This is a genomic window from Mycobacterium sp. THU-M104, from assembly GCF_049197365.1.
Classification (GTDB): Bacteria; Actinomycetota; Actinomycetes; order Mycobacteriales; family Mycobacteriaceae; genus Mycobacterium.
This window is the reverse complement of the sequence record NZ_JBMIOP010000206.1, coordinates 1-24,659: the sequence shown is the minus strand read 5'-3', so window position 1 is coordinate 24,659 and position 24,659 is coordinate 1. Positions and strand designations below refer to the sequence as shown.

The window sequence follows — 24,659 nt, the reverse complement described above, 5'->3', positions numbered from 1 at the left end:
CCCGGTCAGTCACCGCGCGCCACCAGGCTGAGCACCAGATCGGGTCCGCTCCGGTCGATCCCGTCGAACTGCCAGCGCAGCGCCCGCGCAATGGTCGGCACCCCCACGTCGCCGACCGCTGTGACGGGGCCACCCAGCAGGATCGGTGCCAGGTAGGCGAGGATCCGGTTGACCAGCCCGGCCCGCAGGAACGCGCCGGCCAGCGTCGGGCCACCCTCCAGCAGCACGTCGGTGCGGTCCGAGACCGCCTTGAGCACTTCCTTCGGATCGTGGGTGCGAATCAGCATCGTGCGTGAGTCGCCGTTGAGCACTTTGGCCTCCGACGGCAGGTCGCGCATGCCCACCACCACCCGAAGCGGTTGTCGCGGCGCCAGCAGGCCGTCGGCGCCCCGGGCCGTCAACGCGGGGTCGTCGGCCAGCACCGTGCCGGTTCCGACGACGATCGCGTCGGCGGTGGCGCGGCGGCGATGCAGGTCCAGCCGCGAGGCGTCGCTGGAGATCCACTGGCTCGTCCCGTCGGCGGCGGCGCTGCGCCCGTCGATGCTGCTGGCGTATTTCCACGTCACGTGCGGCAACCCGGTCCGCTGCTTGTAGAGCCATTCCCGCAGTGGGCCGCCCGCCACCTGGTCGGCCAGTACGCCGGCTTGCACCTGCACGCCGGCCGCCTGCAGCCGGCCCGCGCCGCCGCCCGCGATCCCGTTGGGATCGGTGACGGCGTACACCACCGCGCTCACTCGCGCCTCGACGAGGGCGTTCACGCACGGCGGGGTCTTCCCGAAGTGGTTGCACGGCTCGAGCGTCACCACCGCGATGCCGCCGGACGCCAGTCCGCCGGCCCGGCGCAACGCCACCACCTCGGCATGGTCGCCACCCGCCGGCTCGGTCGCACCGACGCCGACGACTCGGCCCTCGCGGTCGACGATCACGGCCCCGACCGGCGGGTTCGGGTAGGTGCTGCCCTTGACGAGGTAGGACTGCTCGATGGCCATGCGCATGGCCTCGTCGATGCTCTTGACCTGTTCGCCGCTCATGATCTCTTCACCGCGCGCAGATGCGGGGACGCCGCGCCGGCCCGCCGGCGCAGCGCCTCCAGCGCGGCCTGCGGCTCGTCCGCGCCGTACACCGCCGAACCCGCCACGAAGCAGTCGACGCCGGCCTCGGCGGCCTGCTCGATGGTGTCCTCGTTGATGCCGCCGTCGATCTCCACCAGAATTGTCAATTCCCCCGCGTCGATCATCTTGCGCACCGCGCGCACCTTCCCGAGCACCTCGGGGATGAACCGCTGGCCGCCGAAACCCGGCTCCACCGACATGATGAGCAGGGTGTCGAAGTGCGGAAGGATTTCCACATAGGGATCAAGCGGGGTTTTCGGCTTCACGCTGATGCCCGCCTTGGCGCCGGCGGCGCGGATGTCGCGCGCCACCCCGACCGGATTATCGGTGGCCTCGGCGTGGAACGTGACGTTGTGCGCCCCGGCTTCGGCGTACGGGGGCGCCCAGCGATCGGGATCCTCGATCATCAGATGGCAGTCCATGGGGATGGTCGCGGCGGCCAGCAGGTCTACCACCACGGGCAGGCCGACCGTGAGGTTCGGGACGAAGTGGTTGTCCATCACGTCGACGTGCAACCAGTCGGCGCCGGGCACGGCGGCGGCCTCGTCGGCGAGCCGGGCGAAATCAGCGGCCAGGATCGACGGCGCGATCAAGGGCCGTTCTGGTGGCCCGGACAAGAGAGGCATGAGCGACAGATTACGCAGCCTTGGGCCAGGCCTCACGCCAGGCGGCGCAGCACGGCCGCGGCCGGATCGCCGTGTCGCGGCCGTGCTACCCCACTTCGCGGCGCAGCACGGCCGCGAACATCGCGTCGGTGCCGTGCCGGTGCGGCCAGAGCTGCACATGGGGGCCGTCCCCCAGCCCGGTGACGGGCTCGAACAACGGCCGGGCGTCCACGGCGCTCACCGGATGACGGCGCAGGGCGTCGGCGACCACGCCCACCGTCTCGGCCAGGTGCGGCGAACACGTCGCGTACAGGACCACACCGCCGGGGCGGGTCAGCGCGATCGCGGCGACCAGCAGCTCGCGCTGCAGCTTGACCAGGACCGGCACGTCGGCCGGCTGCCGCCGCCACCGCGCCTCCGGGCGGCGCCGCAGGGCGCCCAGCCCGGTGCACGGCACGTCGACGAGCACCCGATCGAAGCCCGGCTCCAGCCCGCTCTCCCGTCCGTCGGCCCGCACCACGTCCACCGGGAGGCCGCGGGTGTTCTCGGCGACCAGGTCGGCGCGCCGCGGCGACGGCTCCACCGCCGTCACGCGGGCCCCGGCCTGATCGGCACCCAACGCCGCCAGCAGCGCCGTCTTGCCGCCCGGCCCCGCGCACAGGTCCAACCAACGCCCGGTGTCGCCGGGAACCGGCGCCAGCGCCAGCGCGCGCGCCACCAACTGGCTGCCCTCGTCCTGGACCAGCGCGGCGCCGTCGCGCACCGGCGCCAGCCCGCCGGGATCCCCGCCCGGCAGGTACACCCCGTACGGCGAGTACCGACCGACGGTGCCCCCCACCGCCTCGGCCAACTCCTCGGCGGTCAGCGCCCCGGGGCGCGCCGCCAGGTGCACCTGGGGCCGTTCGTCGTCGCTGGCCAGCACCGCGTCGAGTTCCCCGGCGGCCGCGCCCAGCGCATCAGCGAAGGCCTGCGCGATCCAGCGGGGGTGGGCGTGCACGAACGCGGCATGCCCCACCGGATCCTTGGCCGGGTCCGGAGCCAGCTCGTCGGTCCAGGACTTCTCGTCGCGGCCCGAGATGGTGCGCAGCACGGCGTTGACGAACCCCGCTCGCGCGGAATCGAACTCGATGCCGGCCTGCTCGACGGTGGTGGACACCGCGGCGTGCGCATCGACCCGGGTGCGCAACAGCTGATAGGCGCCGAGGCGCAGCAGGTCGAGCAGCACGGGATCGATCACGTCCGGCGAACGCCCGGCCGCCGCGCCGATGATCGCGTCGAGCAGGCCCCGGGTCCGGCAGGTGCCGTAGGTCAGCTCGGTGGCGAACGCGGCGTCGCGCCCGGTGATCCCGCGTTCCCGCAGCAGCGCGGGCAGGGCCAGGTTCGCGTACGCATCGCGCTGGCTCACCGCGCGCAACACCTCGAACGCGGCGGCACGCGCCGGGTCCAGCGGCCGGCGGCGTTGCCGGCGACGCGCCGAGGGCGGTACCGGGCTCATGAGGCGCGCGCGGCGGGGTCGAGCCGCGCTCCCCGCGCCCAGTCGACCGCGTCCATGGGTTTCTTACCGGGCGGCTGGATCCGGCCGAGCCGCACCGGGTCGGTGCCGGTACCGATCCAAACGCTGGTGCGTTCGACGTGAACGGTGCCCGGAGACAACGGCTTGGGCGCATCACCGGCGAGGCGTACCGGTCCGAGTTTGATGCGCAGGTCGCCGATCAGCGTCCAGGCGCCCGGGCTGGGCGTGACGGCACGGACGCGCCGTTCCACCACCGGCGCCGGCAGATCCCAGCGCACCCGGGCCTGTTCGACGGTGATCTTCGGTGCCAGGCTGATCCCCTCGGCGGGTTGCGGCCGCGGCGACAATGTTCCGTCGGCGATGCCGTCCAGCGTCGCGGACAGCAGCGCCGAACCCGAAACGGCGAGGCGCTCGAGCAGGTCCCCGGCGGTGTCGGTCGGCTGGATGTTCTCGGTGACGACACCATAGATCGGCCCGGAATCCAGGCTCGGCTCGATCTGGAAGGTGGTCGCGCCGGTGATGGTGTCGCCCGCGGCGACAGCGGCCTGCACCGGCGCCGCACCGCGCCACGCAGGCAGCAGCGAGAAGTGCAGGTTGACCCAGCCGTGCGCGGGCACCGCGAGCAGGCCCTCGCCCAACAGAGCGCCGTAGGCCACCACTGGGCAACAGTCCGGCGCCAACTCGGCCAGTTCGGCGACGAACTCCGCGGAGTTGGGCCGCGCGGGCCGCAGCACCGGGACGCCCCGGTCGAGCGCCTCGCGGGCCACCGGCGAGGGCTCGAGCCTGCCGCGCCGGCCGGACGCCGCGTCAGGCCTGGACAGCACGGCGACCACCTCGTGCCGGGGCGAGTCGAGGAGGCTGCGTAGCGCGGGCAGCGCGGGTTCGGGGGTGCCGGCAAAGACGAGGCGCACGGGCACAGTGTAGGGAAGGACACCCTGCAGCTTTCATTCGCGCACGTAGATTATTTCTCATGCATACCGTTGCTGGCGGTGATGGTCATCCGGCTTGACCGCACCGCGGAGCCGATGACGACGAGATCGAATACGCAGCCTTTTCCTTGCGCTCTCAGGAGGTCTGATGACTCTCGACACCACCATCCCCGACCGCCACACCCTGGTGTCCACATCGGTGTCATCAGCTGGACCCCCGAAGGCTTCTTCGGCCGTATGCCGGCCACCATCAGGCCGTACCGGCCTCGCCTGTCGCCGTCCGTGTTCCCCGCGGCTCTGTGGAGGCGGGAACGCCGATGGGCCGACGATCGAGGCGTACGCCTCGATGCCCAGCTCGTCGAACTGGCACAGCGCTACCTCGCCGACGGTGCCGTGCAGTGGGAATACCTGCTGGTCACCGCGGACAAGCGCGGAGCCGCAGCCGGTACGGGCGGCCCTGCCGTTCCCTACAGCTCCACGTCCACGTCCAGGTGGGCGTCGAGTTCCGCGCCGGCGGCGGTGAACGCCGTCAAGGCCCGCACCAGGCCGTGACGCTCCCGGGGCGGCATCCTTTCCACGATCGCGGCGATCTCGGCGCGCCGGTAGGCGGTGACCCGGGCGACGACCTCGCGCCCACGCGTGGTCGTCGCGGCCAGCAGTTCGCGCCGGGACGTCGGGTGCGGCAACCGGTCGATCAGCCCCGCTGCGACGAGGCGGTCGACCATCCGGCCGGTCGCCGACGGTTGCACGCCCAGCAGTCCGGCCAGCGTGGCCAGGTTGACCGGGCCCCGATTGGCCAGGATCACCAAGGTCCGGAATTGCGCAATGGTGATGGTCTCGTCGACTCGCCCGATCGAGCGGGCCGATACGGCAACCAACAGCCGGGAAGCCGTCAGCAACGCGTCGGTGATCACATCCAGTGACTCGTCGGCGGTCTTCACATCGTCTTTTGCCATCGTGCCACCCATTTCCGACTGTTCCTACGAGCCGCCGCCGGCTGAAGAAATAGCGAATTTTAACAGCCCCCAAACTTCGTCCTGGCACATTGTTGTCCGGATTGTCCGGTCGAACTATCGCTTCAGGACGTCGCCTTCCGGTCACCCGATGTGCAGCGGGTCGATCTGGACTCGCACCGGCTCGTGAGCTTGCCGGGCACTGAGCACAGCGATGCCGCGCCGCAGGCTGGCCGCCAGCTGCAGACCCTGCTCGCGGGGGACGCGCACCAGCATCCTGGTCACCGGCATGCCGGCGGCGATACCCGCGGGGCGCCGCGCACCAGGCGGCAGCTCCACCGGGCCGAACACGTCGGCGCCCTCGGGCAGGCGGGCCTCGTCGAGCAACGCCGCGACCGCCCCGGGAAGCCCGTCGATCGCGGCCATGTGCACGCTGGGCGGCAACCCGACTTCGGTTCTGGCCGTCAGGTCGGCCTCGGCATGGCCGACCGGGTCCCAGCGAATCAGCGACTGCACCGTCGAGATGGACGAATCGGCAACCACCGCCACCACACCGCCGCCGCCGCGGGCGCGCACCAGCGCGGCCGCGGTCATCCAGCGCCACAGGGCATCCTCGGCGGCACGCAGATCTTGGCGGCCCAGCAAAGCCCAGGTGTCCAGCAGCAGCGCCGCCCCATATCCGCCGGGTGCCCTGGGTTCGGCGCCCGGCGTGGCCACGACCAGGGCCGGTCGAGCATCGACCTCCGGCACGATCGCGTCGCCGGCCGAAGTGATGACCGGCGTTCCCGCGAAGGCACGGCCGAGTTCCTCGGCGGTGCGCCGCGCCCCGATCACGACCGCGCGCACCGACCCCGAGCCGCAGCGGGCGCACCGCAGTGCGGGCTCGGCGCGGCCGCACCAGCGGCACACGGCAGTCGACCCGCTGCGCTGCGGTGGCTCTGCCGGTGACTCGGCCAGGGACAGGGGCCCGGTGCAGTGCCGGCACCGGGCAATGGCGCGGCAGCGGCCGCAGGCCAGGGACGGGACATAGCCCCGCCGCGGCACCTGGACCAACACCGGCGCGCCGGACTGCAGCGACGCGCGGGCGGCGCGCAGCGCGACCGATGGGATGCGAGCGGTACGCGCCCCGGGGTCGCGCGCGTCCTCGTAGCCACTGTCGTCGAGGGCCACCACCCGCGGGGTGCGGGCGCGTACCACCGCACGCGCTGCCACCACGTCGTGTGCCCAGCCGCTGCGCACCAGCGCGTGCGCTTCGGCGGTGCGGGCATAGCCGCCGATCAGCGCCGCGCAACGTGCCTGGTGCGCCCGCAACATCGCCACCTCGCGGGCGTGCGGATACGGCGCCCGCGGCTCGGCCAGGCTGTCGTCGGAGTCGGCCCACACCATGACCAGACCCAGGTCGCTCAGCGGCGCAAACACGGCGCTGCGGGTACCGATCACCAGCCGCGCGGTGCCACGCAACGCCGCCAACCACCGCCGGTACCGGGCGGCCGGTCCCAGGCCCGCCGACAGTGCGACCACGCTGCCCTCGTCGATCAGCGCCGTCGCGGCCGCCCACAGCGCGTCGAGGTCCCGCTGGTCGGGAACTATCGCCAGCACCGCCCGGCCCACGCGGACGGCCTGCGCGGCGGCCTCGGCGAATCGGTCCGCCCACGCCTCCCCCGGGAGCGCCTGCCAGACCGCGCGGGCGGCACGCGCCTGGGCCAGGGCACCCAGGAACTGCCCGCCGCGACCGTAGGCGTCCCAGCCCGACGGGTCGACCGGCGCCGGCAGGCGCGCCGGCGCGGCGGGGACGGCCTCGATTTTGCGAACTTCCCGTTCCACCCGGGCGTGGCGCGCAGGCACCGCCAGCCGCAACACGTCCGGCCGGGTCCCCGCGTAGCGGGCGGCCACTGCGTCGACCAGACGGCGGATCTCAGGGGTGAGCACCGGTTCGGCCGACACCACCCGATCCAGCCAGCCGAGCTTGCCCGCGTGATCGCTGTCGTTGCGGCGTTCCAGCACGAACCCGTCGACCAACCGCCCGTGGAACCGCACCCGCACCCGCACCCCGGGCTGGGCATCGTCGGACTGCTCGGCCGAGACCAGATAGTCGAACTCGCGATCCAGATGCGGCACCGACAACATCGGCAGCACCCGGGCGATCGGCTCCACCTGCACCGGCATGCGCACACTCGGGGTCACCGGCCGCTCAATCCCTGAGAAGCGTGGCTAATCAGGTTGTTCAGCCGGCCAATCGACGGCCTCTGCGTCGCCGCCCCACGAGTCGGCAACCTCCTCGCGACCGAAGAAGAAACCGGCGGTGAGCAAGATCTGCGCCGCGGCGTACAACCACCAGATCGGCACCGCCAAAGCGTCGTTGTGCAGCACGAAACGGCCGATGCCGAACATCGAATCGGAGGCCGCAAAACACAGCGCCCCCACCGCAGCCCAGATCGTGGGCAGCCGCGCAAACTGAGCCGTGCACACCATCGCGGTCAGGACGCCGATGTAGACCGTCACCGGGAGCGTGAGATCGTCGCGGCTCAGCCGGGGCCAGAACCACCCCAGCAGCACCAGCGTCAACAAGCAGACCAGAACGGCGATGGCGATGCGCGGCGGCGACGGCCGCGCAGTGCGCGCCAGGGGCAGCAGCGCGCCCACAAAGCACAAGTGCGCCAACATGAATGCCGTCAGGCCCGCGACGAACGACAGTGTCCACCACGGAATCGCCAGCAGCCAGTCGCCGGTGGCCGACAACAGCAGCGAGGGCATCAGCCATCGCCGCTCCCGCACGAGGGGATGCGCGACGGCAGCCAGGGTCAGCAGCAACGCCATCAGCGCCTTGAACGGCGGCTGCATGATCCAGTGGCCGGTCAGCTCGGTCCCCGGCGGCGAACGCAATGCGAGCACCGTCAGGTAGACGCCGTAAGAAACGCCGGCCCAGCCCGCTACCACCCATCCGCCGGACACCAGGCGAGGTGCGTACGGTACCTCCATGCCCAGCCTCGACAACACAGCCGACGAAAGACCAGCAATCGACCCCATCTTGCAGAAGGTACTGGATGCGGTTCCGTTCCGGCTATCAACCGAGGAGGGTGTCGACGCAGCCCGGCAGCGGTTCCGCGACCTGCCGCGCCGGCAGGTGTACCCGGAGCTGCGGGTCGAGGACCGGACCGTCCCGGGGCCGGCGGGCCCCATCGCCGTCCGGATCTACTGGCCGACAGCCGAAGCCGGCGGCGAAGCCCGGCCCGTCGTCATGTTCTTCCACGGCGGCGGCTTCGTCGTGGGCGATCTGGACACCCACGACGGCACGGCGCGCCGGCACGCGGTCGGCGCCGACGCGATCGTGGTGTCCGTCGACTACCGGCTGGCACCCGAGCACCCCTACCCCGCGGCCGTCGAAGACGCTTGGGCCGCAACGCTGTGGGTCGCGCAGCGCGGCTCGGAGATCGGCGCCGACGGGCAGCGGATGGCCGTCGCCGGGGATTCGGCGGGCGGCACGATCGCCGCGGCGATGGCACAGCGCAGCCGGGACCGGGATAGCCGGCCGATGGCGTTCCAGCTGCTGTGGTACCCCTCGACGCTGTGGGACCCGTCGCTGCCGTCGTTCACCGAGAACGCCGCCGCGCCGATCCTCGACGTGAAGGCCGTCGCCGCGTTCTCCCGTTGGTATGCAGGCGATGTCGACATGTCCAACCCGCCTCCGGACATGGCGCCCGGACGCGCGGGAAACCTGGCCGGGTTGCCGCCCGCCTACATCGGCGTCGCCGGCTACGACCCGCTGCGCGACGACGGAATCCGCTACGGCGAATTGCTGGCCGCCGCCGGTGTTCCCGTCGAGGTGCACAACGCCGAGACGATGGTGCACGGTTACCTCGGTTACGCCGGCGTGGTGCCCGCGGCCACCGCCGGGCTGGACCGTGGGCTGGCCGCACTGCGCCGGGCGCTGCACACGTAGTCCCGGCGCCAAAGGGATCGCGACAAATGCGTACCGTGAAGCCATGACAGAGCCGAAGACCGCCCGACCCGGCATCGATCCGACGTTCAAGTCGTTGCTCGACGCGTTCCCGATGACGTTCCGCGCATCCGACGGTGTCGAGGCCGCCCGCGCGCGGATGAAACAGCTCGCGGTGCCCCAGGAGATGCTTCCCGACCTGCGCATCGAGGAGCGCACGGTCGGCTACGGCGATCTGACCGGCATTCCGGTGCGGATCTACTGGCCGCCGGGCGCTGAGGAGCCCCTGCCCGTCATCGTCTTCTACCACGGCGGCGGGTTCTGCCTCGGCGACCTGGACACCCACGACCCCGTCGCCCGCGCGCACGCCGTCGGCGCGGAGGCCATCGTGGTGTCGGTCGACTACCGGCTGGCTCCCGAGCACCCGTTTCCCGCGGGGGTCGACGACTGCTGGGCCGCGTTGCGATGGGTCGCCGACAACGCCGCCGAACTCGGCGGCGACCCGGACCGCATCGCCGTGGCCGGCGACTCCGCAGGCGCCAACCTCGCCGCCGTGATGGCCCACCTGGCCCGCGACAACGCCGCCAATGGCGGGCCGGCGCTGGCCTTCCAGCTGCTGTGGTACCCGACGGTGTGCGCCGACATGTCGCTGCCGTCGTTCACCGAGAACGCCACCGCGCCGGTCCTGGACCTCGAGGTCATCGACGCCTTCCTGACCTGGTACCTGCCGGACTTCGACATCAGCGATCGCGCGGCCCTGCCCGTCACGTTCGCCCCGGCCGGCGCGACCGATCTGTCCGGGTTGCCGCCGGCCTATATCGGAACCGCCGAGCACGACCCACTGCGCGACGACGGGGCCCGCTACGCCGAGCTGCTCACCGCCGCCGGGGTTCCCGTCGAGCACAGCAACGAACCCACCCTGGTGCACGGCTACGTCAGCTTCGCGATGGTGATCCCCGCCGCCGCCGAGGCCACCGACCGCGGGCTGGCGGCCCTGCGCAAGGCGCTGCACGCGCGCTCCGGCGCGCCCGGGACTTGAGTCCGGTCGCCCGGCGTCGGAAGCTGGACCACATGGGTATCAGCCCCGACTACCAGGGCGGTGGAAGGTCCTTGAGCAGGTTCTGGGACGAGCACCGCTTGCAGGCCTACGAGGGCGTCAGCGTCCCGGGTTTTCCTGACCTGTTCAACGTGTTCGGCCTCTGGCAGGACAGCTGCCGGCTGGCCAACAGCTACTACTTCGACAAGAACGGCGACCTGCCGCTACGCCCGGCCACCACGGTGGAGGCCTACTGGCGCAGCCGGCGGTTCACGCTCGACGACTACCGGTTCAGGGCCTAGGGCTACGGTTTCACGCGTGGCCAAGGAGTTTTCCCACCTCGACGAGTCGCTCCGCGAGTTCATCGCCCGCCAGGGCATGTTCTCCGTCGCCACCGCGCCCTCCGAGGGAGGACGAAGCAACTTGTCCCCCAAGGGTTATCAAGACACCTTCGCGGCGCTCGACGACCACATCGTGGCCTACCTGGACCTGTTCGGCAGCGGCGCGGAGACCGTCGCACACCTTCGGGACAACGGCCGGATCACGCTCATGTTCTGCTCGTTCATCCGCACGTCGCGGATACTGCGGCTGTCCGGAACCGGGCGGGTGATGCGCCCCGACGACGCCGAGTTCGGCGGCCTGCCCGCGCTGGACCCCGACCATCCGCTGCCGTAGGCACCGCGAGCAGGCCTGAAAGCTAGATCGCGGCTTTGAGTGCGTCGACCTTGTTCAGTTGCTCCCACGGCAATTCGATGTCGGTACGGCCGAAGTGCCCGTAGGCGGCGGTCTGCGCGTAGATCGGGCGCAGCAGGTCCAGGTCGCGGACGATCGCACCTGGACGTAAGTCGAACACCTCGCCGATGGCCTTCTCGATCTTGACCGGGTCGACAGTCTCGGAACCGAAGGTCTCGACAAACAGGCCGACCGGCGCGGCCTTGCCGATCGCGTAGGCCACCTGCACCTCGACGCGCTCCGCCAGGCCGGCGCCCACGATGTTCTTGGCGACCCAGCGCATCGCGTACGCCGCCGACCGGTCCACCTTGGACGGGTCCTTACCCGAGAAGGCGCCGCCGCCGTGGCGGGCCCAGCCGCCATAGGTGTCGACGATGATCTTGCGGCCGGTGAGCCCCGCGTCCCCCATCGGGCCGCCGAGCACGAACTTGCCGGTCGGGTTGATCAGCAGCCGCGTCGACGACGTGTCCAGCGTGTCGTGCGCGAGGTCGTTGAGCACGGTGTTGAGCACCTTGTCCCGCAGGTCGGGAGTCAGGGTGTTCTCCAGGTCGACGTCGGCAGCGTGCTGCGTGGACATGACCACGGTGTCCAGGCGGGTGGGCACGTTGCCCTCGTAGCCGATGGTGACCTGAGTCTTGCCGTCGGGCCGCAGGTAGGGCAACACACCGCTCTTGCGGACCTCGGTCAGCCGCCGCGACAGCCGGTGCGCCAGCGCGATCGGCAGCGGCATCATCTCCGGGGTCTCGTTGATCGCGTAGCCGAACATCAGGCCCTGGTCACCGGCACCCTGGGCGTCCAACGGGTCCGCAGCACCCTCCACGCGCGCCTCGTGGGCCGTGTCGACCCCCTGGGCGATGTCAGGTGACTGCGCACCGATCCCGATGTTGACCCCGCAGGTGAGACCGTCGAAGCCCTTGTCGGATGAGTCGTAGCCGATCTCCAGGATCCGCTCGCGGACGGTGTTGGTGATGTCGGCGAACGCCTCCTTGGCCGTCGTCGTCACCTCGCCTACCACGTGCACCTGGCCGGTGGTCACCAGCGTCTCGACGGCCACGCGTGAGCGGGGGTCTGCGGCAAGCAGCGAGTCGAGGACCGAGTCACTGATCGCATCGCAGATCTTGTCCGGATGCCCCTCGGTCACCGACTCACTGGTAAACAACCGACCCTTTTCACTCACTGTTGTCAATCCCTTCCCATTAATTAGTCAGTCGAACTATATCGTCCGGCCCCTGCCGCGATCCGCCGGGTGATGCCCATCCAACCCAAGCCCGGAGCCCGGCGCCGCTATCCGGCCTCGCCGCGCAGGAACGCGACAATCGCGTCAACGATACGACTCGCCATCAACGTCTTGGAACCGTGTTGCAGCGCCGACTCGGTCCCGTCAGAAGCCAGCAACCAGCCGTCGTTGCTGTCCACCTCGAATGCCCGGCCCTCGCCGACGGCGTTGACGACCAACAGGTCACACCCCTTGCGACGGAGCTTCTCGCGCGCGTGGAACAGCACGTCGCCGTCGGCGTCCCCGGTCTCGGCGGCAAACCCGACGATGGCCCGCATGTTGGGCAGCTCGCCGTGGACGCGCGCCCGCACCGCGGCGGCCAGCACGTCGTCGTTGCGCACCAGCGAAATCGCCGGTGGCTCCTCGGCGCCTTTCTTGATCTTGGCGGCCGCGACCTGCGCGGGCCGGAAGTCGGCGACGGCCGCCGCCATCACCAGGACGTCGGCCGCCGAGGAGTGCTTGGACACCGCGTTGCCGAGTTGCTCGGCCGAGCTGACACGAACGACCTCGACGCCGGCGGGGTCGATCAGCCCCGCGGTGTGCCCGGCGATCAGGGTGACCTCGGCGCCGCGCTGCGCGGCGACCCGCGCGACCGCATAGCCTTGCTTGCCGGAGCTGCGGTTGCCGATGAAGCGCACGGGATCGATCGGTTCCCGGGTGCCGCCGGCCGTCACCAGCACCTTGCGGCCGGCCAGGTCGTAGGTCAGCGCGTCGTGCCGCTCCAGCAGCAGCTGGGCCAGCGTGGTGATCTCTTCGGCCTCGGGTAGCCGGCCCGTCCCGGTGTCGGCGCCGGTGAGGCGTCCGGCCGCGGGTTCCAGCACAACGGCCCCGCGCCTGCGCAGGGTGGCCACGTTGTCGACGGTGGCCGGGTGCCGCCACATCTCGGTGTGCATCGCCGGGGCGAACAGCACCGGGCAGCGCGCGGTGAGCAGGGTGGCGGTCAGCAGGTCGTCGGCTCGCCCGGCCACCGCCCGGGCCAGCAGGTCCGCGGTCGCCGGCGCCACCACGACCAGGTCGGCCTGCTGACCGATCTGCACGTGCGGCACGTCGGGGACGTCGGAGAAGACGCCGGTGTGAACCGGCTGGCCGGACAGGGCTTCGAAGGTCGCGGCGCCGACGAAGCGCAACGCGGACTCGGTGGGGACCACCCGAACCGCGTGACCGGCCTCGGAGAGCTGGCGAACGACGGTGCACGCCTTGTAGGCGGCGATCCCGCCCGAGACGCCGACGACGATCCGCTTGCGTTCCACAGCCGAGCCCGGGCCTGCCCTGTTACTCGCCCTCGGTGTGCTCGAGCAGGTCGGCGTGGATCTCGCGCATCGCAATGGACAGCGGCTTCTCCTGCAGGCCGGGCTCGACGAGCGGGCCGACGTATTCGAGGATGCCCTCACCGAGTTGGTTGTAGTAGTCGTTGATCTGCCGGGCCCTCTTGGCCGCGTAGATCACCAGGGCGTACTTGCTCGAGACGCGGTCCAGCAACTCGTCGATGGGCGGGTTCGTGATGCCCAGCGGGGTGTCGTAGACGCGCTGACCACCTGCGGAGGGATCGAACCGGTCGACGCCGGCGGCGGTCGGCGATGCGTCGGACTGCGGAATACTCACGTAAGAAAATCTCCTGGCGGCGTAGAGCGGTGCGAAAACGGCTCGCAACGTTGGGCTCGATGTTATTCGGCGAGGCGGCTTATGCCGGGCCCGGGGCAGTTCCCACCAGCAAGGATACCAATTCGGCACACGCAGATTCCAATTGGCTGTTCACCACCACCGTGTCGAACTCGTTTTGGGCCGCCAGTTCCAGCCGCGCGGTGTCGAGACGCCGCCGTATCGCCTCGGGTGTCTCGGTTCCGCGGCCGACCAGCCGGGCCCGCAGATCCTCCCAGCTCGGCGGCGCGAGGAACACGGTGATGGCCTCGGGCATCGCCTTCTTGACCGCCTTGGCGCCGGCCAGGTCGACCTCGATGAGCACCGGGACACCCGCCGCGGCGGCCGCCCGCACCGGCCCGGCCGGGGTACCCGACCGGTGCAGCCCGCCGTGGATCTCGGCCCATTCGAGCAGGTCGCCGTCGTGGATCAGCCGCTGAAAGCGTTCCGGGCTGACGAAGTGGTAGTCGACGCCGTCGACCTCGCCCGGCCGCGGCGCCCTGGTCGTCGCCGAGACGCTGAAGTGCAGGTCCGGTATTCGCTCACGCAGACACCGAACCACGGACGACTTACCGACCGCTGAGGGACCGGACAGCACGACCACGCGGCCCGCCGGCTCGCGGCGCCCCCCGTGTCCGGCGGCCGGTCCCTCGCCGGCGCTCACAGGCGCTCCGGCCTGCATCCTCGGCGCGGGTTAGGCGGAGCCGAACTTGTCCAGCAGGGCCTTGCGCTGCCGATCGCCGAGCCCGCGCAAGCGCCGGGTCGGCGCGATCTCGAGCTCGGTCATGATTTCCTGCGCTTTGACCTTGCCCACCTTCGGCAGGGCCTCCAGCAGCGCAGAAACCTTCATCTTGCCCAGAACTTCATCGGTCTCGGCGTCCTTGAGCACCTGGGTCAGGTTGGTGCCACCGCGCTTGAGCCGATCTTTGAGTTCTGCGCGAGCTCGACGAGCGGCAGCCGCCTTCTCCAACGCGGCCGCGCGCTGCTCGTCGGTCAACTGGGGAAGGGCCACGATTCCTCCGTATCTGATCAATCAATCTCAATCGATCTCGTTTGTCTCTGCCGGTTACCACCAGCGGAGACGACCGTACTCAGGCTTCCTGACGAAATCTAACCCGCCCCCTCACTCGAGGGAGTAAATGCCCAGCGTAAACCTGGCGCGGCGACCCTCGGACGGGCGGCCGAAAGGGATCGGCGCGAACTCGGACCCCGCCACGGTGCACCCTCGCGCCGGGCCGGTCCGGCCGCCGCCTCAAGGCCATCTAGCAGGCCTTTTACGCATTACAGGCGGTGTCCGCCCGGTGCGGTGCGCGTTCTCGCCGGCGGGCCGCGACCACCTGCGACGGACGGACGCACGGCCGATCCGGCAGATCACGCACTCGGGTGGCGTGTCGCGCGTGTCGCGCACCGGTCACACGCCGCTGCGACCGAACAACCTGCTGCGGCTGACCCTGCGCCGCGATCGGCTACCATCGTGCGGTGCCGCAACTGCGGATCCGCCAGGCGGCTGAGTTGCTGGGAGTCAGTGACGACACCGTTCGGCGCTGGATCAACCAGGGTGCGTTGGCCGTCAGCCACGATGCGGCCGGCCGCAAAGTCATCGCCAGCGAGGACCTCGCCGAGTTCTCCCGCACCAATGCGCCGGCCCCACCGCCGGACCCGCTCAGCATCGGCAGCTCGGCCCGCAACCGGTTCGTCGGTCTGGTCACCAGGGTCATCAGCGACCGGGTGATGACGCAGGTGGAGATGCAATGCGGCCCGTTCACCGTGGTGTCGTTGATGAGCACCGAGGCCGCCCAGGAGCTGCAGCTGCGGCCCGGCTCCGTCACCGTGGCCGTCGTCAAGGCCACCAACGTCATCGTCGAGACCGCCGACCCCGGCGCGGCGATAGCGTCCGACTGACGCGGCTACGGCCTCGACAGGTACGCGACGGCGTCCAGCATTCGCTGGCCGGCCGCCCGCAGGTCCGGTATGCCCGGTCCGGCCCGCAGCACCTCCCGCGACACCGCGGGCAGCAGTTGGCCTGGTGCGGCGCCGCCCAGCCCGCCGAGCGCTTCGGGCCGTCCGCCTTGCGCCCCGATACCGGGGACCAGCACCGGGCCGTCCAACGCGCTGAGATCGGGCGCTTCTGACACCGTGGCCCCCACCACCACACCGACATAGCCCGGGCCGTACGACGCGTTCGCCCGATTCAGCACCGCCGCCTGGTCGACGACCAACTGGGCCACGGTGCGGCCGTCGAAGACCGCGCGCTGCACCGTGGCGCCCTCCGGGTTCGACGTGGCCGCCAGCACGAACACGCCCCGGTCGTGGGCGACGGCGGCCTCCAACAGCGGTCGCAGCGAGCCGAACCCCAGATAGGGCGAGGCCGTCACCGCGTCGGCGGCCAACGGCGAATCTCCCGCCCAGGCGGCGGCGTAGGCGGCCATCGTCGTCCCGATGTCCCCGCGCTTGGCGTCGGCCAGCACCAGCACCCCGGCCGACCGCAACGCCGCGAACGTGCGCTCCAGCACCGCATAGCCGGCGGCTCCGTAGGCCTCGAAGAACGCCACCTGAGGCTTGACGACGGCGAACCCCGCAAAGGCCTCGACGCAGGTGTCGCAGAACGCGGCCAGCCCGTCGGCATTCGCCGGCAGGCCCCACGCCCGCAGCAGGTCCGGATGCGGGTCGATGCCCAGGCACAGCGGCCCGCGACTCAGCTTCGCCGCAGCCAGCCGCGCGCCGAATCCGGTCCCGGAACTCGTCACGGCGCAGCGCCGGTCGCAGTACCCGTGGGATCTATCACGCTGTGGAGCTCCTGCAGGCACCGCACGCCGATGTCGCCCCGGATCCCGGCTTCGATGCCCTGCACCGCCGCCGACGCGCCCTGCACCGTCGTGACACAGGGGATGTTGACCCCGACCGCAACAGAACGGATCTCGTAGCCGTCGATGCGCGGCCCGGAGTTGCCGTAGGGCGTGTTGATCACCATGTCGACCTCGCCGGCCTTGATGGCCTCGACCGCGGAGACCTCCGGGCGGCCCGGCTCCGGCGGCTCGAAGTGCTTGCGTACCTCGTCGCAGGGAATGCCGTTGCGGCGCAACATCTCCGCGGTCCCTTCGGTAGCCAGGACGCGGAATCCGAGGTCGGCCAGTCGTTTGACCGGGAACACCAGTGACCGCTTGTCGCGGTTGGCGACCGAGACGAACACGGTGCCCTCGGCCGGCAGCGACCCGTAGGCGGCGGTCTGGCTCTTGGCAAAGGCGCTGCCGAAGTCGCGGTCGATACCCATGACCTCGCCGGTCGACTTCATCTCCGGGCCCAGCAGCGAGTCGATCGCCGCCCCGTCGGCGCTGTGGAACCGGTGGAACGGCAGCACCGCCTCCTTGACCGCGATCGGCGCCGTCGGCGCGGCGTGCGCGCCGTCCCCGGAAGTGGCCAGGATTCCTTCGTCACGGAGCTGGGAGATCTTGGTGCCCAGCATGATCCGCGCGCAGGCCTTGGCGAGCGGGATGGCGGTGGCCTTGGACACGAACGGTACCGTGCGGCTGGCGCGGGGATTGGCCTCCAGGACGTAGAGCACGTCATCCTTGAGGGCGTACTGCACGTTGAGCAGGCCGATCACGCCGATGCCGTGGGCGATGGCCTCGGTTGCGTGACGGACCTTCTCGATGTCGCTGCGGCCCAACGTGACCGGCGGCAGCGCACACGCCGAGTCACCGGAGTGGATCCCGGCCTCCTCGATGTGCTCCATGATGCCGCCGATGTAGACCTCCGTGCCGTCGCACAGCGCGTCGACATCGATCTCGACCGCGTCCTCGAGAAAGCGGTCGACGAGCACGGGATGCTCGGGCGACAGCTCGGTGGCGCGGCCGATGTAACCCTTCAGCGTCTCGTCGTCGTAGACGATCTCCATGCCGCGGCCGCCCAGCACATACGACGGCCGCACCAGCACCGGATAGCCGATGTCCTCGGCAATCCGGCGCGCCTGGGCGAAGGTCGTCGCCATGCCGTAGCGGGGGGCGGGCAGGCCCGCCGTGGCCAGCAGGTCGCCGAACGCGCCGCGGTCCTCGGCCAGGTCGATGGCCTCCGGCGGGGTGCCGACGATGGGAACCCCGGCATCGGCGAGGCGTTGCGCGAGCCCGAGGGGCGTCTGGCCGCCGAGCTGCACGATGACGCCCGCGACCCCGGGGCCCCCCGAGCCATGGCCGGCCGACTCGGTTTCGGCGCGGAAGACCTCGAGGACGTCCTCGAACGTCAGGGGCTCGAAGTAGAGCCGGTCGGCGGTGTCGTAGTCGGTGGACACCGTCTCCGGGTTGCAGTTGACCATCACGGTCTCGAAACCCGCCTGGCTCAGCGTGGTTGCCGCATGCACACAGCTGTAGTCGAATTCGATGCCCTGCCCGATCCGGTTCGGGCCGGAACCCAGGATCAGCACCTTGGGCTTCTCGGTCTGCGGGGCCACCTCCGTCTCCGCGGCAGGGTCGAGCTCATAGCTGCTGTAGTGATAAGGCGTCTTGGCCTCGAACTCCGCGGCGCAGGTGTCGACCGTCTTGTACACCGGGTGGATGCCGAGGCGCTCGCGTAGCGACCGCACCCCGTCCTCGCCGGCCAATTCGGGTCGCAGCGCGGCGATCTGGCGGTCCGACAGGCCGTTGTGCTTGCCGCGGCGCAGCAGCTCCGCGTCGAGCACGGGGGCCTCGGCCAGTTCGTCGCGCAGCGCCACCAGCTCGCCGATCTGCGCGACGAACCACGGGTCCACGCCGCTGGCCTCAGCGACCCGCTCCACCGACGCGCCCAGGCGCAGCGCCCGTTCCACGTCATAGAGCCGCCCTTCGGTCGGGGTCCGCAGCCGGGTCAGCACCTCCTCGGCTCCCCCTTCCGGCCCGTCGGGGTCCGGGGTGGTCCAGAATCCGGCACGGGTGGTCTCCAACGACCTCATCACCTTGCCCAACGCCTCGACGAAGTTGCGCCCCAACGACATCGCCTCGCCCACGGATTGCATCGTGGTGGTCAGGGTGGGGTCGGCGCCGGGGAACTTCTCGAACGCGAACCGCGGGGCCTTGACCACGACGTAGTCCAGCGTGGGTTCGAAGGCGGCCGGTGTCTCCTTGGTGATGTCGTTGACGATCTCGTCGAGGGTGTAGCCGATGGCGAGCTTCGCGGCGATCTTGGCGATCGGGAATCCGGTGGCCTTGGACGCCAGCGCGCTCGAGCGGGACACCCGCGGGTTCATCTCGACGACGACCAGCCGGCCGTCGGCCGGATCGACCGCGAACTGGATGTTGCAGCCGCCGGTGTCGACGCCGACCTCGCGCAGGATCGCAATGCCCAAATCGCGCATCCGCTGGTATTCCCGGTCAGTCAGCGTCATGGCCGGCGCGACGGTGACCGAGTCGCCGGTGTGCACGCCCATCGGGTCGATGTTCTCGATGGAGCACACCACGACCACGTTGTCGTGGCCGTCGCGCATCAGCTCGAGCTCGAATTCCTTCCAGCCGTAGATGGATTCCTCGATCAGCACGTTGGCGCTGGGCGAGGCCGCCAGCCCGGCACCGGCCATCCGCTCGATCTGCTCGCTGGAGTGCGCCATGCCCGAGCCCAGCCCGCCCATGGTGAAGCTGGGCCGCACCACCACCGGAAGCCCCAGCTCAGCGACCGTCTCGCGGACCTCTTCCATGGTGAAACACACCCGGCTGCGCGCGGATTCGCCGCCGACCTTGGCGACGATGTCCTTGAACATCTGCCGGTCCTCGCCGCGCTGGATCGCGTCGAAGTCGGCCCCGATCAGTTCGATGCCGTACCGCTCCAGCACCCCGTTCTCGTGCAGGGCGACCGCGGTGTTGAGCGCGGTCTGCCCACCCAGGGTGGCCAGCAGCGCGTCGATCCGGTTGCCGCGCTCGGCCTGCTGGGCGATCACCCGTTCGACGAAGGCCGGCGTCACGGGCTCGATGTAGGTGAAGTCGGCGTACTCGGGGTCGGTCATGATGGTGGCCGGGTTGGAGTTGACCAGGCTCACCTGCAGGCCCTCGGCCCGCAGCACCCGGCAGGCCTGCGTGCCGGAGTAGTCGAATTCGCAGGCCTGCCCGATCACGATCGGCCCCGAGCCGATCACCAGCACGTGATTGAGGTCGGTGCGACGCGGCACTAGCGCTCCCTTCCGGTTGTCTGGGCGCGAGCGCGCGCGTTGAAACGCCGACACGCCGTCAATGGCGCACAACCGCGCACTCTCGCGGTCATTGCCGGCCCTCCATCATGTCGATGAATTGGTCGAACAGGTATTCCGCATCGTGGGGGCCGGCGGCGGCCTCGGGGTGGTACTGCACCGAGAACGCCCGCCCGTCAGCGAGTTTGACGCCCTCCACCACGCCGTCGTTGGCGCAGGTGTGGCTGACCACCGCCGGGCCGAACGGCGTGTCGAAGGACTGGCCCGCCTCCCCTTCCAGCGCGAAGCCGTGGTTCTGAGCGGTGATCGCGACCCGGCCGGTGGCGTGGTCGATGACCGGGATGTTGATGCCCCGGTGACCGAACGCCATCTTGTAGGTGGACAGCCCCAGCGCCCGCCCGAAGATCTGGTTGCCGAAACAGATGCCGAACAACGGGATCCCGGCACCCAACACCTCGCGGGTGAGCCCGACGAGCTGGTCGGCGGTGGCCGGGTCGCCGGGGCCGTTGGACAGGAACACCCCGTCGGGAGCCAGCTCGCTGATCTGTTCGAACGTAGCCGACGACGGCAGCACGTGGCTGCGGATGCCGCGGCGGGCGAAGTTGCGCGGCGTGTTGGTCTTGATCCCGAGGTCCAGCGCGGCCACGGTGAACCGGTGGGTGCCCTGCGCCTCCACGACATAGGCCTGCGGTGTGCTGACCTCGCCCGCCAGGTCGGCACCGAGCATCGAGGGCTGGCCGACGACCCGCTCGATCAGTTCGGCGGGTTCGGCCAGGGCGGCACCGGAGAACACACCCGCCTTCATCGATCCGCGGCTGCGCAGATGCCGCACCGCCGCTCGGGTGTCGATGCCGGCGATCCCGACGACATGCTGGCGAACCAGCTCATCCTCCAGGGTGCCGGTGGCCCGCCAATTGGACGCGCGCGGCGACGGGTCGCGTACCGCATACCCGGCCACCCAGATCTTGTCGCCGCGGCTCTCGGCGTCCTCGCCGTTCCAGCCCGTGTTGCCGATCTGCGGCGCGGTGGCCACCACGATCTGCCGGTGATAGCTAGGATCGGTCAGTGTCTCCTGATAGCCGGACATTCCGGTGGAAAACACTGCCTCCCCGAGGGTTTGGCCGACTTCGCCGTAGGGTGTCCCGGTGAAGACACGGCCGTCTTCGAGCACCAGCAGGGCCTCAGTCATCAGCGCCGCTCCTCCTCATCGCTGGGTGTCCCGCAGCACGTCGTCGTATTCGTCACGGTTGCCCGCGCGGAACCCCGTGTCGATCTCGGCGCCCGACGGCAGCCGCCACCGGATCGCCAGTATCCCGTTGCGGGCGCCGACCTTACCGGCCATGCCCCGCTCGGTGCGGACCGCCACGATGGATTCCTGCGGAATCCACAGGGGTTTGGCGCGGCTGCGTTCCAGCAGGATTCCCTCGGGATAGCGGATCAGCACCGCCTTGCTGCGGTAACCGAGATCGCCGACCGTGATCCGGTCGTTCCAGGCGGGTGGCAACGTGCAGCCGACATAGACACCGCGGATGGCACTGGTTGCCCCGCCCACCTCGGCGGGCATCTCGGGCAGGCTGCCGATCAGCTCGGCCTGCCGTTGGGCGCGGCGTCGCCAGCCGCGCATCATCAGCTGGATCAGCACGGCGATCACCACCACCAGAACGGCCGCGACGACGAGTGATCCTGCCAGCGTGCCGGAGTTCATGCGCGCCGCTCCTCCTCATCGCTTGACTCTGCCTCGTCGCCGGCGCGGTTCATGCCGGGCTCTTCCCGTCTCGCGCGGTGATCTTGCCGCGCAGCAGGGTCGCGGTCACGGTGGCGGGCAGCGTCATCGACTCGTACGGCGTGTTTGCCGACCGACTGGCCAGGTGCGGCCCGGCGACCGTCCAGGTGGCGTCGGGGTCCACCACGGTCAGGTTCGCCGGCTCCCCCACCTCCAGCGGCCGGCCGTGATCGGGCAGGCGGGCGATGCGCGCCGGGTTCTCACTCATCACCCTGGCGACGTCGCGCCAGTTCAGCAGCCCGGGCGCCACCATGGTCTGCACCACCACCGAGAGCGCCGTCTGCAGCCCCAGCATGCCGGGGCGGGCAGCGCAGAACTCGACGCATTTCTCGTGCTCGGCGTGGGGTGCGTGATCGGTGGCCACACATTCGATCACCCCGTCGGCGAGCGCCTGACGCAAAGCGAGCGCATCAGAGACTTCCCGCAGCGGTGGATTGACCCGGTTGACGCCGTCATAGCTGTTCAGTCTGCTGTCGTCGAGCAACAGGTGATGCGGAGTCACCTCGGCGGTGATCGAGATGCCTTGACTCTTAGCCCATTTCAGGATCTCGACGGTTCCCGCGGTAGAAGCGTGGCAGATGTGCACCCGGGCGCCGGCGTCGCGGGCCAGCAGCGCGTCGCGGGCGACGATGGATTCCTCGGCGGCCCTGGGCCAACCCGCCAACCCCAGCCGCCCGGCCGTGGGCCCCTCGTGGGCGACGGCGCCCGCGGTCAGCCGCGGCTCCTCGGCGTGCTGGGCGACCAGGGCCCCCAACCCGGTGGCGTATTCCAGGGCGCGGCGCATCACCAGCGGATCGTGCACGCACATTCCGTCGTCGGAGAACATCCGCACCTGCGCGGCGCCGGCGGCCATCATGCCCATCTCGGTGAGCTGGACCCCGGCCAGTCCGACGGTGACGGCGCCGACGGGGTGCACGTCGACCAGGCCGACCTGCCGGCCGCGATGCCACACGTGGTCGGTGACCACCGGGCTGTCGGCGACCGGGCTCGTGTTGGCCATCGCGAACACCGCGGTGTAGCCGCCCAAAGCCGCGGCAGCCGAGCCGGTTTCGATGTCCTCGGCGTATTCGCGGCCGGGCTCGCGCAGGTGGGTGTGCAAGTCGACGAACCCGGGCAGCAGCACCTGGCCCGTGGCGTCGATGACGTCCGCGTACTCGGGGATCTGCAGACCCGCACCGACGGCGGCGATCTGGCCGTCCTCGACCAGCACGTCGACCCGGTCGCCTTCGCCGTAAAGCCGGACCCCGCGCAGCAGCACAGTCACGCCGCACCCTCTTCCCCTGGTGCTTCGGTGCCGACCAGCACATGGAACAAGACGGCCATCCGCACATGCACACCGTTGGAAACTTGTTGCAGCACAGCCGATTGCGTAGAGTCGGCCACCGAAGAGGCGATCTCCATGCCGCGCACCATCGGCCCGGGGTGCAGCACCACGGCGTGGCCGGGCAGCATGGCCTGGCGCCGGTCGGACAGGCCGTAGCGGACCGAGTACTCGCGCACCGACGGGAAGAAGCCGCCGGTCATCCGCTCGGCCTGTACCCGCAGCATCAGCACCGCGTCCGCGGCGGGCAGTTCGGCGTCGAAGTCGTAGCAGACCGTCGCCGGCCAGCCGTCGACCCCGGCCGGCAGCAGTGTGGGCGGCGCCACCAGCACCACCTCGGCGCCCAGCGTGGCCAGCAGCATGACGTTGGAGCGAGCGACGCGGCTGTGCAGGATGTCCCCGACGATCACGACGCGCCGGCCCTCGATGCCGCCGAGCCGCTGGCGCAGGGTCAGCGCGTCCAGCAGCGCCTGGGTCGGGTGTTCGTGCGTGCCGTCGCCGGCGTTGATCACCGACGGGCCGCCCTCCTGCAGGCCCGCGGACGAACTCCACTGGGCCAGCAGATGCGCAGCGCCCGAAGCCGGGTGCCGGATGATCAGCGCGTCGGCGCCGGCCGCCCGCAGCGTGAACGCGGTGTCGCGCAACGACTCCCCCTTGCCCACCGACGATCCGGTCGCGCTGACGTTGATGACGTCGGCGCTCATCCACTTGCCGGCCACCTCGAACGACACCCGGGTACGGGTCGAGTTCTCGTAGAACATCGTGACCACGGTGCGGCCGCGCAGCGTCGGCAACTTCTTGATCTCGCGTCCCACCAGAGCCTGCGCGAACCGGTCGGCGTCGTCGAGGATCGCGGTGGCCTCGTCGCGGCTCAGGTCGCCGGCCGCCAGTAGGTGCCTGGTCATCGGATGTCGTCCCTCGAGATCACCACGCCGTCGCGGCCGTCGTGCTCGCCGAGCAGCACGTGGACGCTCTCGCTTCGTGAGGTCGGTACGTTCTTGCCGACGTAGTCGGCGCGCAGCGGAAGTTCGCGGTGGCCACGGTCCACCAGCACCGCCAGCTGCACCGCGCGGGGCCGGCCCACATCGCGCAGCGCGTCCAGGGCGGCGGCCACCGTGCGTCCCGAGAACAGCACGTCGTCGACCAGGATCACGAGGGCGTCGTCGACGCCGCCGGCGGGGATCGAGGTGGGTTCCAGCGCCCGGGGCGGCTTTTGCCTCAGGTCGTCGCGGTACAGCGTGATGTCCAGGGCGCCACGCGCGAGATCGACCCCGCTGTATTCGGCGATGTTGACGGCCAGGCGTTCGGCCAGGATGACCCCGCGGGTCGGGATGCCGAGCAGCACCACCCGCGGCGCGTCCGTGCCGTCGAGCGCGGTCTTTTCGATGACCTGATGGGCGATACGGGAAATGGTGCGGCCCACGTCGGCCGCCGACATCAATTCGCGGCCGGTGGCGGCGTCATCCGCGGCACCCATGCGTGATGTGACCTCCTTCTCCGCCTCGCGGGACGGATCGTTAAAGGATGTCGACTGTCCGGAAGCCTAGCACCGCCGTCCGCTGCGGCGACGACGTGCCCCGCGGACGTTGTCGGTGGCCCGGTCTAGCATCGAACTCATGTTCGAATCATTGGTGGCGGTGGACCCCGCCTCCGGCGAAGCGGCGCTGATCGAGCGCATC

22 protein-coding genes and 3 pseudogenes are annotated in these 24,659 nt (G+C 70.6%); 6 read left to right on the top strand and 19 right to left on the bottom strand.

Annotation, left to right across the window (positions count from 1 at the left end; genetic code table 11):
* Positions 1–5 precede the first annotated feature (5 nt).
* The 4 genes from ribD to fmt all read right to left on the bottom strand — a co-directional run bounded on the left by ribD (position 6) and on the right by fmt (position 4,141).
* Entirely contained in the window at positions 6–1,031 is a 1,026-nt protein-coding gene (gene ribD, locus ACOJVU_RS16225) for a bifunctional diaminohydroxyphosphoribosylaminopyrimidine deaminase/5-amino-6-(5-phosphoribosylamino)uracil reductase RibD (RefSeq protein ID WP_421530700.1), read from the bottom strand.
* Positions 1,028–1,738, bottom strand: a complete 711-nt coding sequence (gene rpe, locus ACOJVU_RS16220; RefSeq protein WP_421530699.1) for a ribulose-phosphate 3-epimerase — start codon at positions 1,736–1,738, stop codon at positions 1,028–1,030. Before rpe ends, ribD begins: the two co-directional genes overlap by 4 nt.
* Before the next feature lie 85 nt (positions 1,739–1,823).
* Positions 1,824–3,212 carry an RsmB/NOP family class I SAM-dependent RNA methyltransferase gene (locus ACOJVU_RS16215; protein WP_421530698.1) on the bottom strand — a complete coding sequence of 463 codons (1,389 nt, stop codon included), beginning with the start codon at positions 3,210–3,212 and terminating at the stop codon, positions 1,824–1,826.
* Complete coding sequence (gene fmt / locus ACOJVU_RS16210; RefSeq protein ID WP_421530697.1) at positions 3,209–4,141, bottom strand: methionyl-tRNA formyltransferase; 933 nt, start codon at positions 4,139–4,141, stop codon at positions 3,209–3,211. Before fmt ends, ACOJVU_RS16215 begins: the two co-directional genes overlap by 4 nt.
* Positions 4,142–4,342: 201 nt before the next feature.
* On the opposite strand from fmt, the pseudogene ACOJVU_RS16205 reads away from it, so the two are divergent.
* A pseudogene (locus ACOJVU_RS16205) lies at positions 4,343–4,711 on the top strand (hypothetical protein); the annotation flags it as partial.
* Here the strand turns inward: ACOJVU_RS16205 and ACOJVU_RS16200 are convergent.
* From ACOJVU_RS16200 to ACOJVU_RS16190, 3 genes are all read right to left on the bottom strand, one after another.
* On the bottom strand, positions 4,627–5,115 hold the full coding sequence (locus ACOJVU_RS16200; protein WP_421530696.1) for a MarR family winged helix-turn-helix transcriptional regulator: 489 nt from the start codon (positions 5,113–5,115) through the stop codon (positions 4,627–4,629). The pseudogene ACOJVU_RS16205 and the gene ACOJVU_RS16200 overlap by 85 nt on opposite strands.
* 141 nt (positions 5,116–5,256) lie before the next feature.
* Positions 5,257–7,278: a primosomal protein N' gene (locus ACOJVU_RS16195; protein WP_421530711.1), complete on the bottom strand. Its 2,022-nt coding sequence runs from the start codon at positions 7,276–7,278 to the stop codon at positions 5,257–5,259.
* 45 nt (positions 7,279–7,323) lie between these two features.
* A complete protein-coding gene (locus ACOJVU_RS16190; protein ID WP_421530695.1) occupies positions 7,324–8,091 on the bottom strand; it encodes a lysoplasmalogenase in 768 nt (255 codons plus the stop codon).
* Between ACOJVU_RS16190 and ACOJVU_RS16185 the strand changes: the two genes are divergently transcribed.
* The 4 genes and pseudogenes from ACOJVU_RS16185 to ACOJVU_RS16170 form a co-directional block, all read left to right on the top strand.
* Positions 8,090–9,052: an alpha/beta hydrolase gene (locus ACOJVU_RS16185; protein ID WP_421530694.1), complete on the top strand. Its 963-nt coding sequence runs from the start codon at positions 8,090–8,092 to the stop codon at positions 9,050–9,052. The genes ACOJVU_RS16190 and ACOJVU_RS16185 overlap by 2 nt on opposite strands.
* A gap of 43 nt (positions 9,053–9,095) precedes the next feature.
* Entirely contained in the window at positions 9,096–10,088 is a 993-nt protein-coding gene (locus ACOJVU_RS16180) for an alpha/beta hydrolase (protein ID WP_421530693.1), read from the top strand.
* 59 nt (positions 10,089–10,147) lie between these two features.
* Positions 10,148–10,387 (top strand): annotated as a pseudogene (locus ACOJVU_RS16175) (NAD(P)/FAD-dependent oxidoreductase); the annotation flags it as partial.
* A gap of 16 nt (positions 10,388–10,403) precedes the next feature.
* Positions 10,404–10,727: pseudogene (locus ACOJVU_RS16170) on the top strand (pyridoxamine 5'-phosphate oxidase family protein); the annotation flags it as partial.
* A 55-nt stretch (positions 10,728–10,782) separates the two neighbouring features.
* Here the strand turns inward: ACOJVU_RS16170 and metK are convergent.
* The 5 genes from metK to mihF all read right to left on the bottom strand — a co-directional run bounded on the left by metK (position 10,783) and on the right by mihF (position 14,743).
* Positions 10,783–11,994, bottom strand: coding sequence for a methionine adenosyltransferase (gene metK / locus ACOJVU_RS16165; RefSeq protein WP_421530692.1), 1,212 nt, complete (start codon positions 11,992–11,994; stop codon positions 10,783–10,785).
* Between the two features lie 107 nt (positions 11,995–12,101).
* Positions 12,102–13,343, bottom strand: coding sequence for a bifunctional phosphopantothenoylcysteine decarboxylase/phosphopantothenate--cysteine ligase CoaBC (coaBC, locus tag ACOJVU_RS16160; RefSeq protein WP_421530691.1), 1,242 nt, complete (start codon positions 13,341–13,343; stop codon positions 12,102–12,104).
* Positions 13,344–13,365: 22 nt separating this feature from the next.
* Positions 13,366–13,695: a DNA-directed RNA polymerase subunit omega gene (rpoZ, locus tag ACOJVU_RS16155; protein WP_421530690.1), complete on the bottom strand. Its 330-nt coding sequence runs from the start codon at positions 13,693–13,695 to the stop codon at positions 13,366–13,368.
* A gap of 79 nt (positions 13,696–13,774) precedes the next feature.
* Positions 13,775–14,395 (bottom strand): guanylate kinase, encoded by a 621-nt coding sequence (gmk, locus tag ACOJVU_RS16150; RefSeq protein WP_421530689.1) that lies wholly within the window; start codon positions 14,393–14,395, stop codon positions 13,775–13,777.
* Positions 14,396–14,425: 30 nt separating this feature from the next.
* Complete coding sequence (mihF, locus tag ACOJVU_RS16145) at positions 14,426–14,743, bottom strand: integration host factor, actinobacterial type (RefSeq protein WP_421530688.1); 318 nt, start codon at positions 14,741–14,743, stop codon at positions 14,426–14,428.
* 467 nt (positions 14,744–15,210) lie between these two features.
* Here mihF and ACOJVU_RS16140 point away from each other — a divergent pair, with 467 nt between their 5' ends.
* Entirely contained in the window at positions 15,211–15,633 is a 423-nt protein-coding gene (locus ACOJVU_RS16140; protein WP_421530687.1) for a TOBE domain-containing protein, read from the top strand.
* 5 nt (positions 15,634–15,638) lie between these two features.
* Here ACOJVU_RS16140 and pyrF read toward each other — a convergent pair whose 3' ends face one another.
* The 7 genes from pyrF to pyrR form a co-directional block, all read right to left on the bottom strand.
* Positions 15,639–16,478, bottom strand: a complete 840-nt coding sequence (gene pyrF / locus ACOJVU_RS16135) for an orotidine-5'-phosphate decarboxylase (RefSeq protein WP_421530686.1) — start codon at positions 16,476–16,478, stop codon at positions 15,639–15,641.
* The gene (carB, locus tag ACOJVU_RS16130; protein ID WP_421530685.1) at positions 16,475–19,858 is read right to left on the bottom strand and encodes a carbamoyl-phosphate synthase large subunit; all 3,384 of its coding nucleotides are present in this window, start codon (positions 19,856–19,858) and stop codon (positions 16,475–16,477) included. Before carB ends, pyrF begins: the two co-directional genes overlap by 4 nt.
* A gap of 88 nt (positions 19,859–19,946) precedes the next feature.
* Positions 19,947–21,065 (bottom strand): glutamine-hydrolyzing carbamoyl-phosphate synthase small subunit, encoded by a 1,119-nt coding sequence (carA, locus tag ACOJVU_RS16125; RefSeq protein ID WP_421530684.1) that lies wholly within the window; start codon positions 21,063–21,065, stop codon positions 19,947–19,949.
* A 15-nt stretch (positions 21,066–21,080) separates the two neighbouring features.
* Complete coding sequence (locus ACOJVU_RS16120; protein WP_421530683.1) at positions 21,081–21,581, bottom strand: transporter; 501 nt, start codon at positions 21,579–21,581, stop codon at positions 21,081–21,083.
* Between the two features lie 49 nt (positions 21,582–21,630).
* Entirely contained in the window at positions 21,631–22,923 is a 1,293-nt protein-coding gene (locus ACOJVU_RS16115; RefSeq protein ID WP_421530682.1) for a dihydroorotase, read from the bottom strand.
* Positions 22,920–23,885 (bottom strand): aspartate carbamoyltransferase catalytic subunit, encoded by a 966-nt coding sequence (locus ACOJVU_RS16110; RefSeq protein WP_421530681.1) that lies wholly within the window; start codon positions 23,883–23,885, stop codon positions 22,920–22,922. Before ACOJVU_RS16110 ends, ACOJVU_RS16115 begins: the two co-directional genes overlap by 4 nt.
* A complete protein-coding gene (gene pyrR / locus ACOJVU_RS16105; RefSeq protein WP_421530680.1) occupies positions 23,882–24,457 on the bottom strand; it encodes a bifunctional pyr operon transcriptional regulator/uracil phosphoribosyltransferase PyrR in 576 nt (191 codons plus the stop codon). Before pyrR ends, ACOJVU_RS16110 begins: the two co-directional genes overlap by 4 nt.
* Positions 24,458–24,659: the final 202 nt, after the last annotated feature.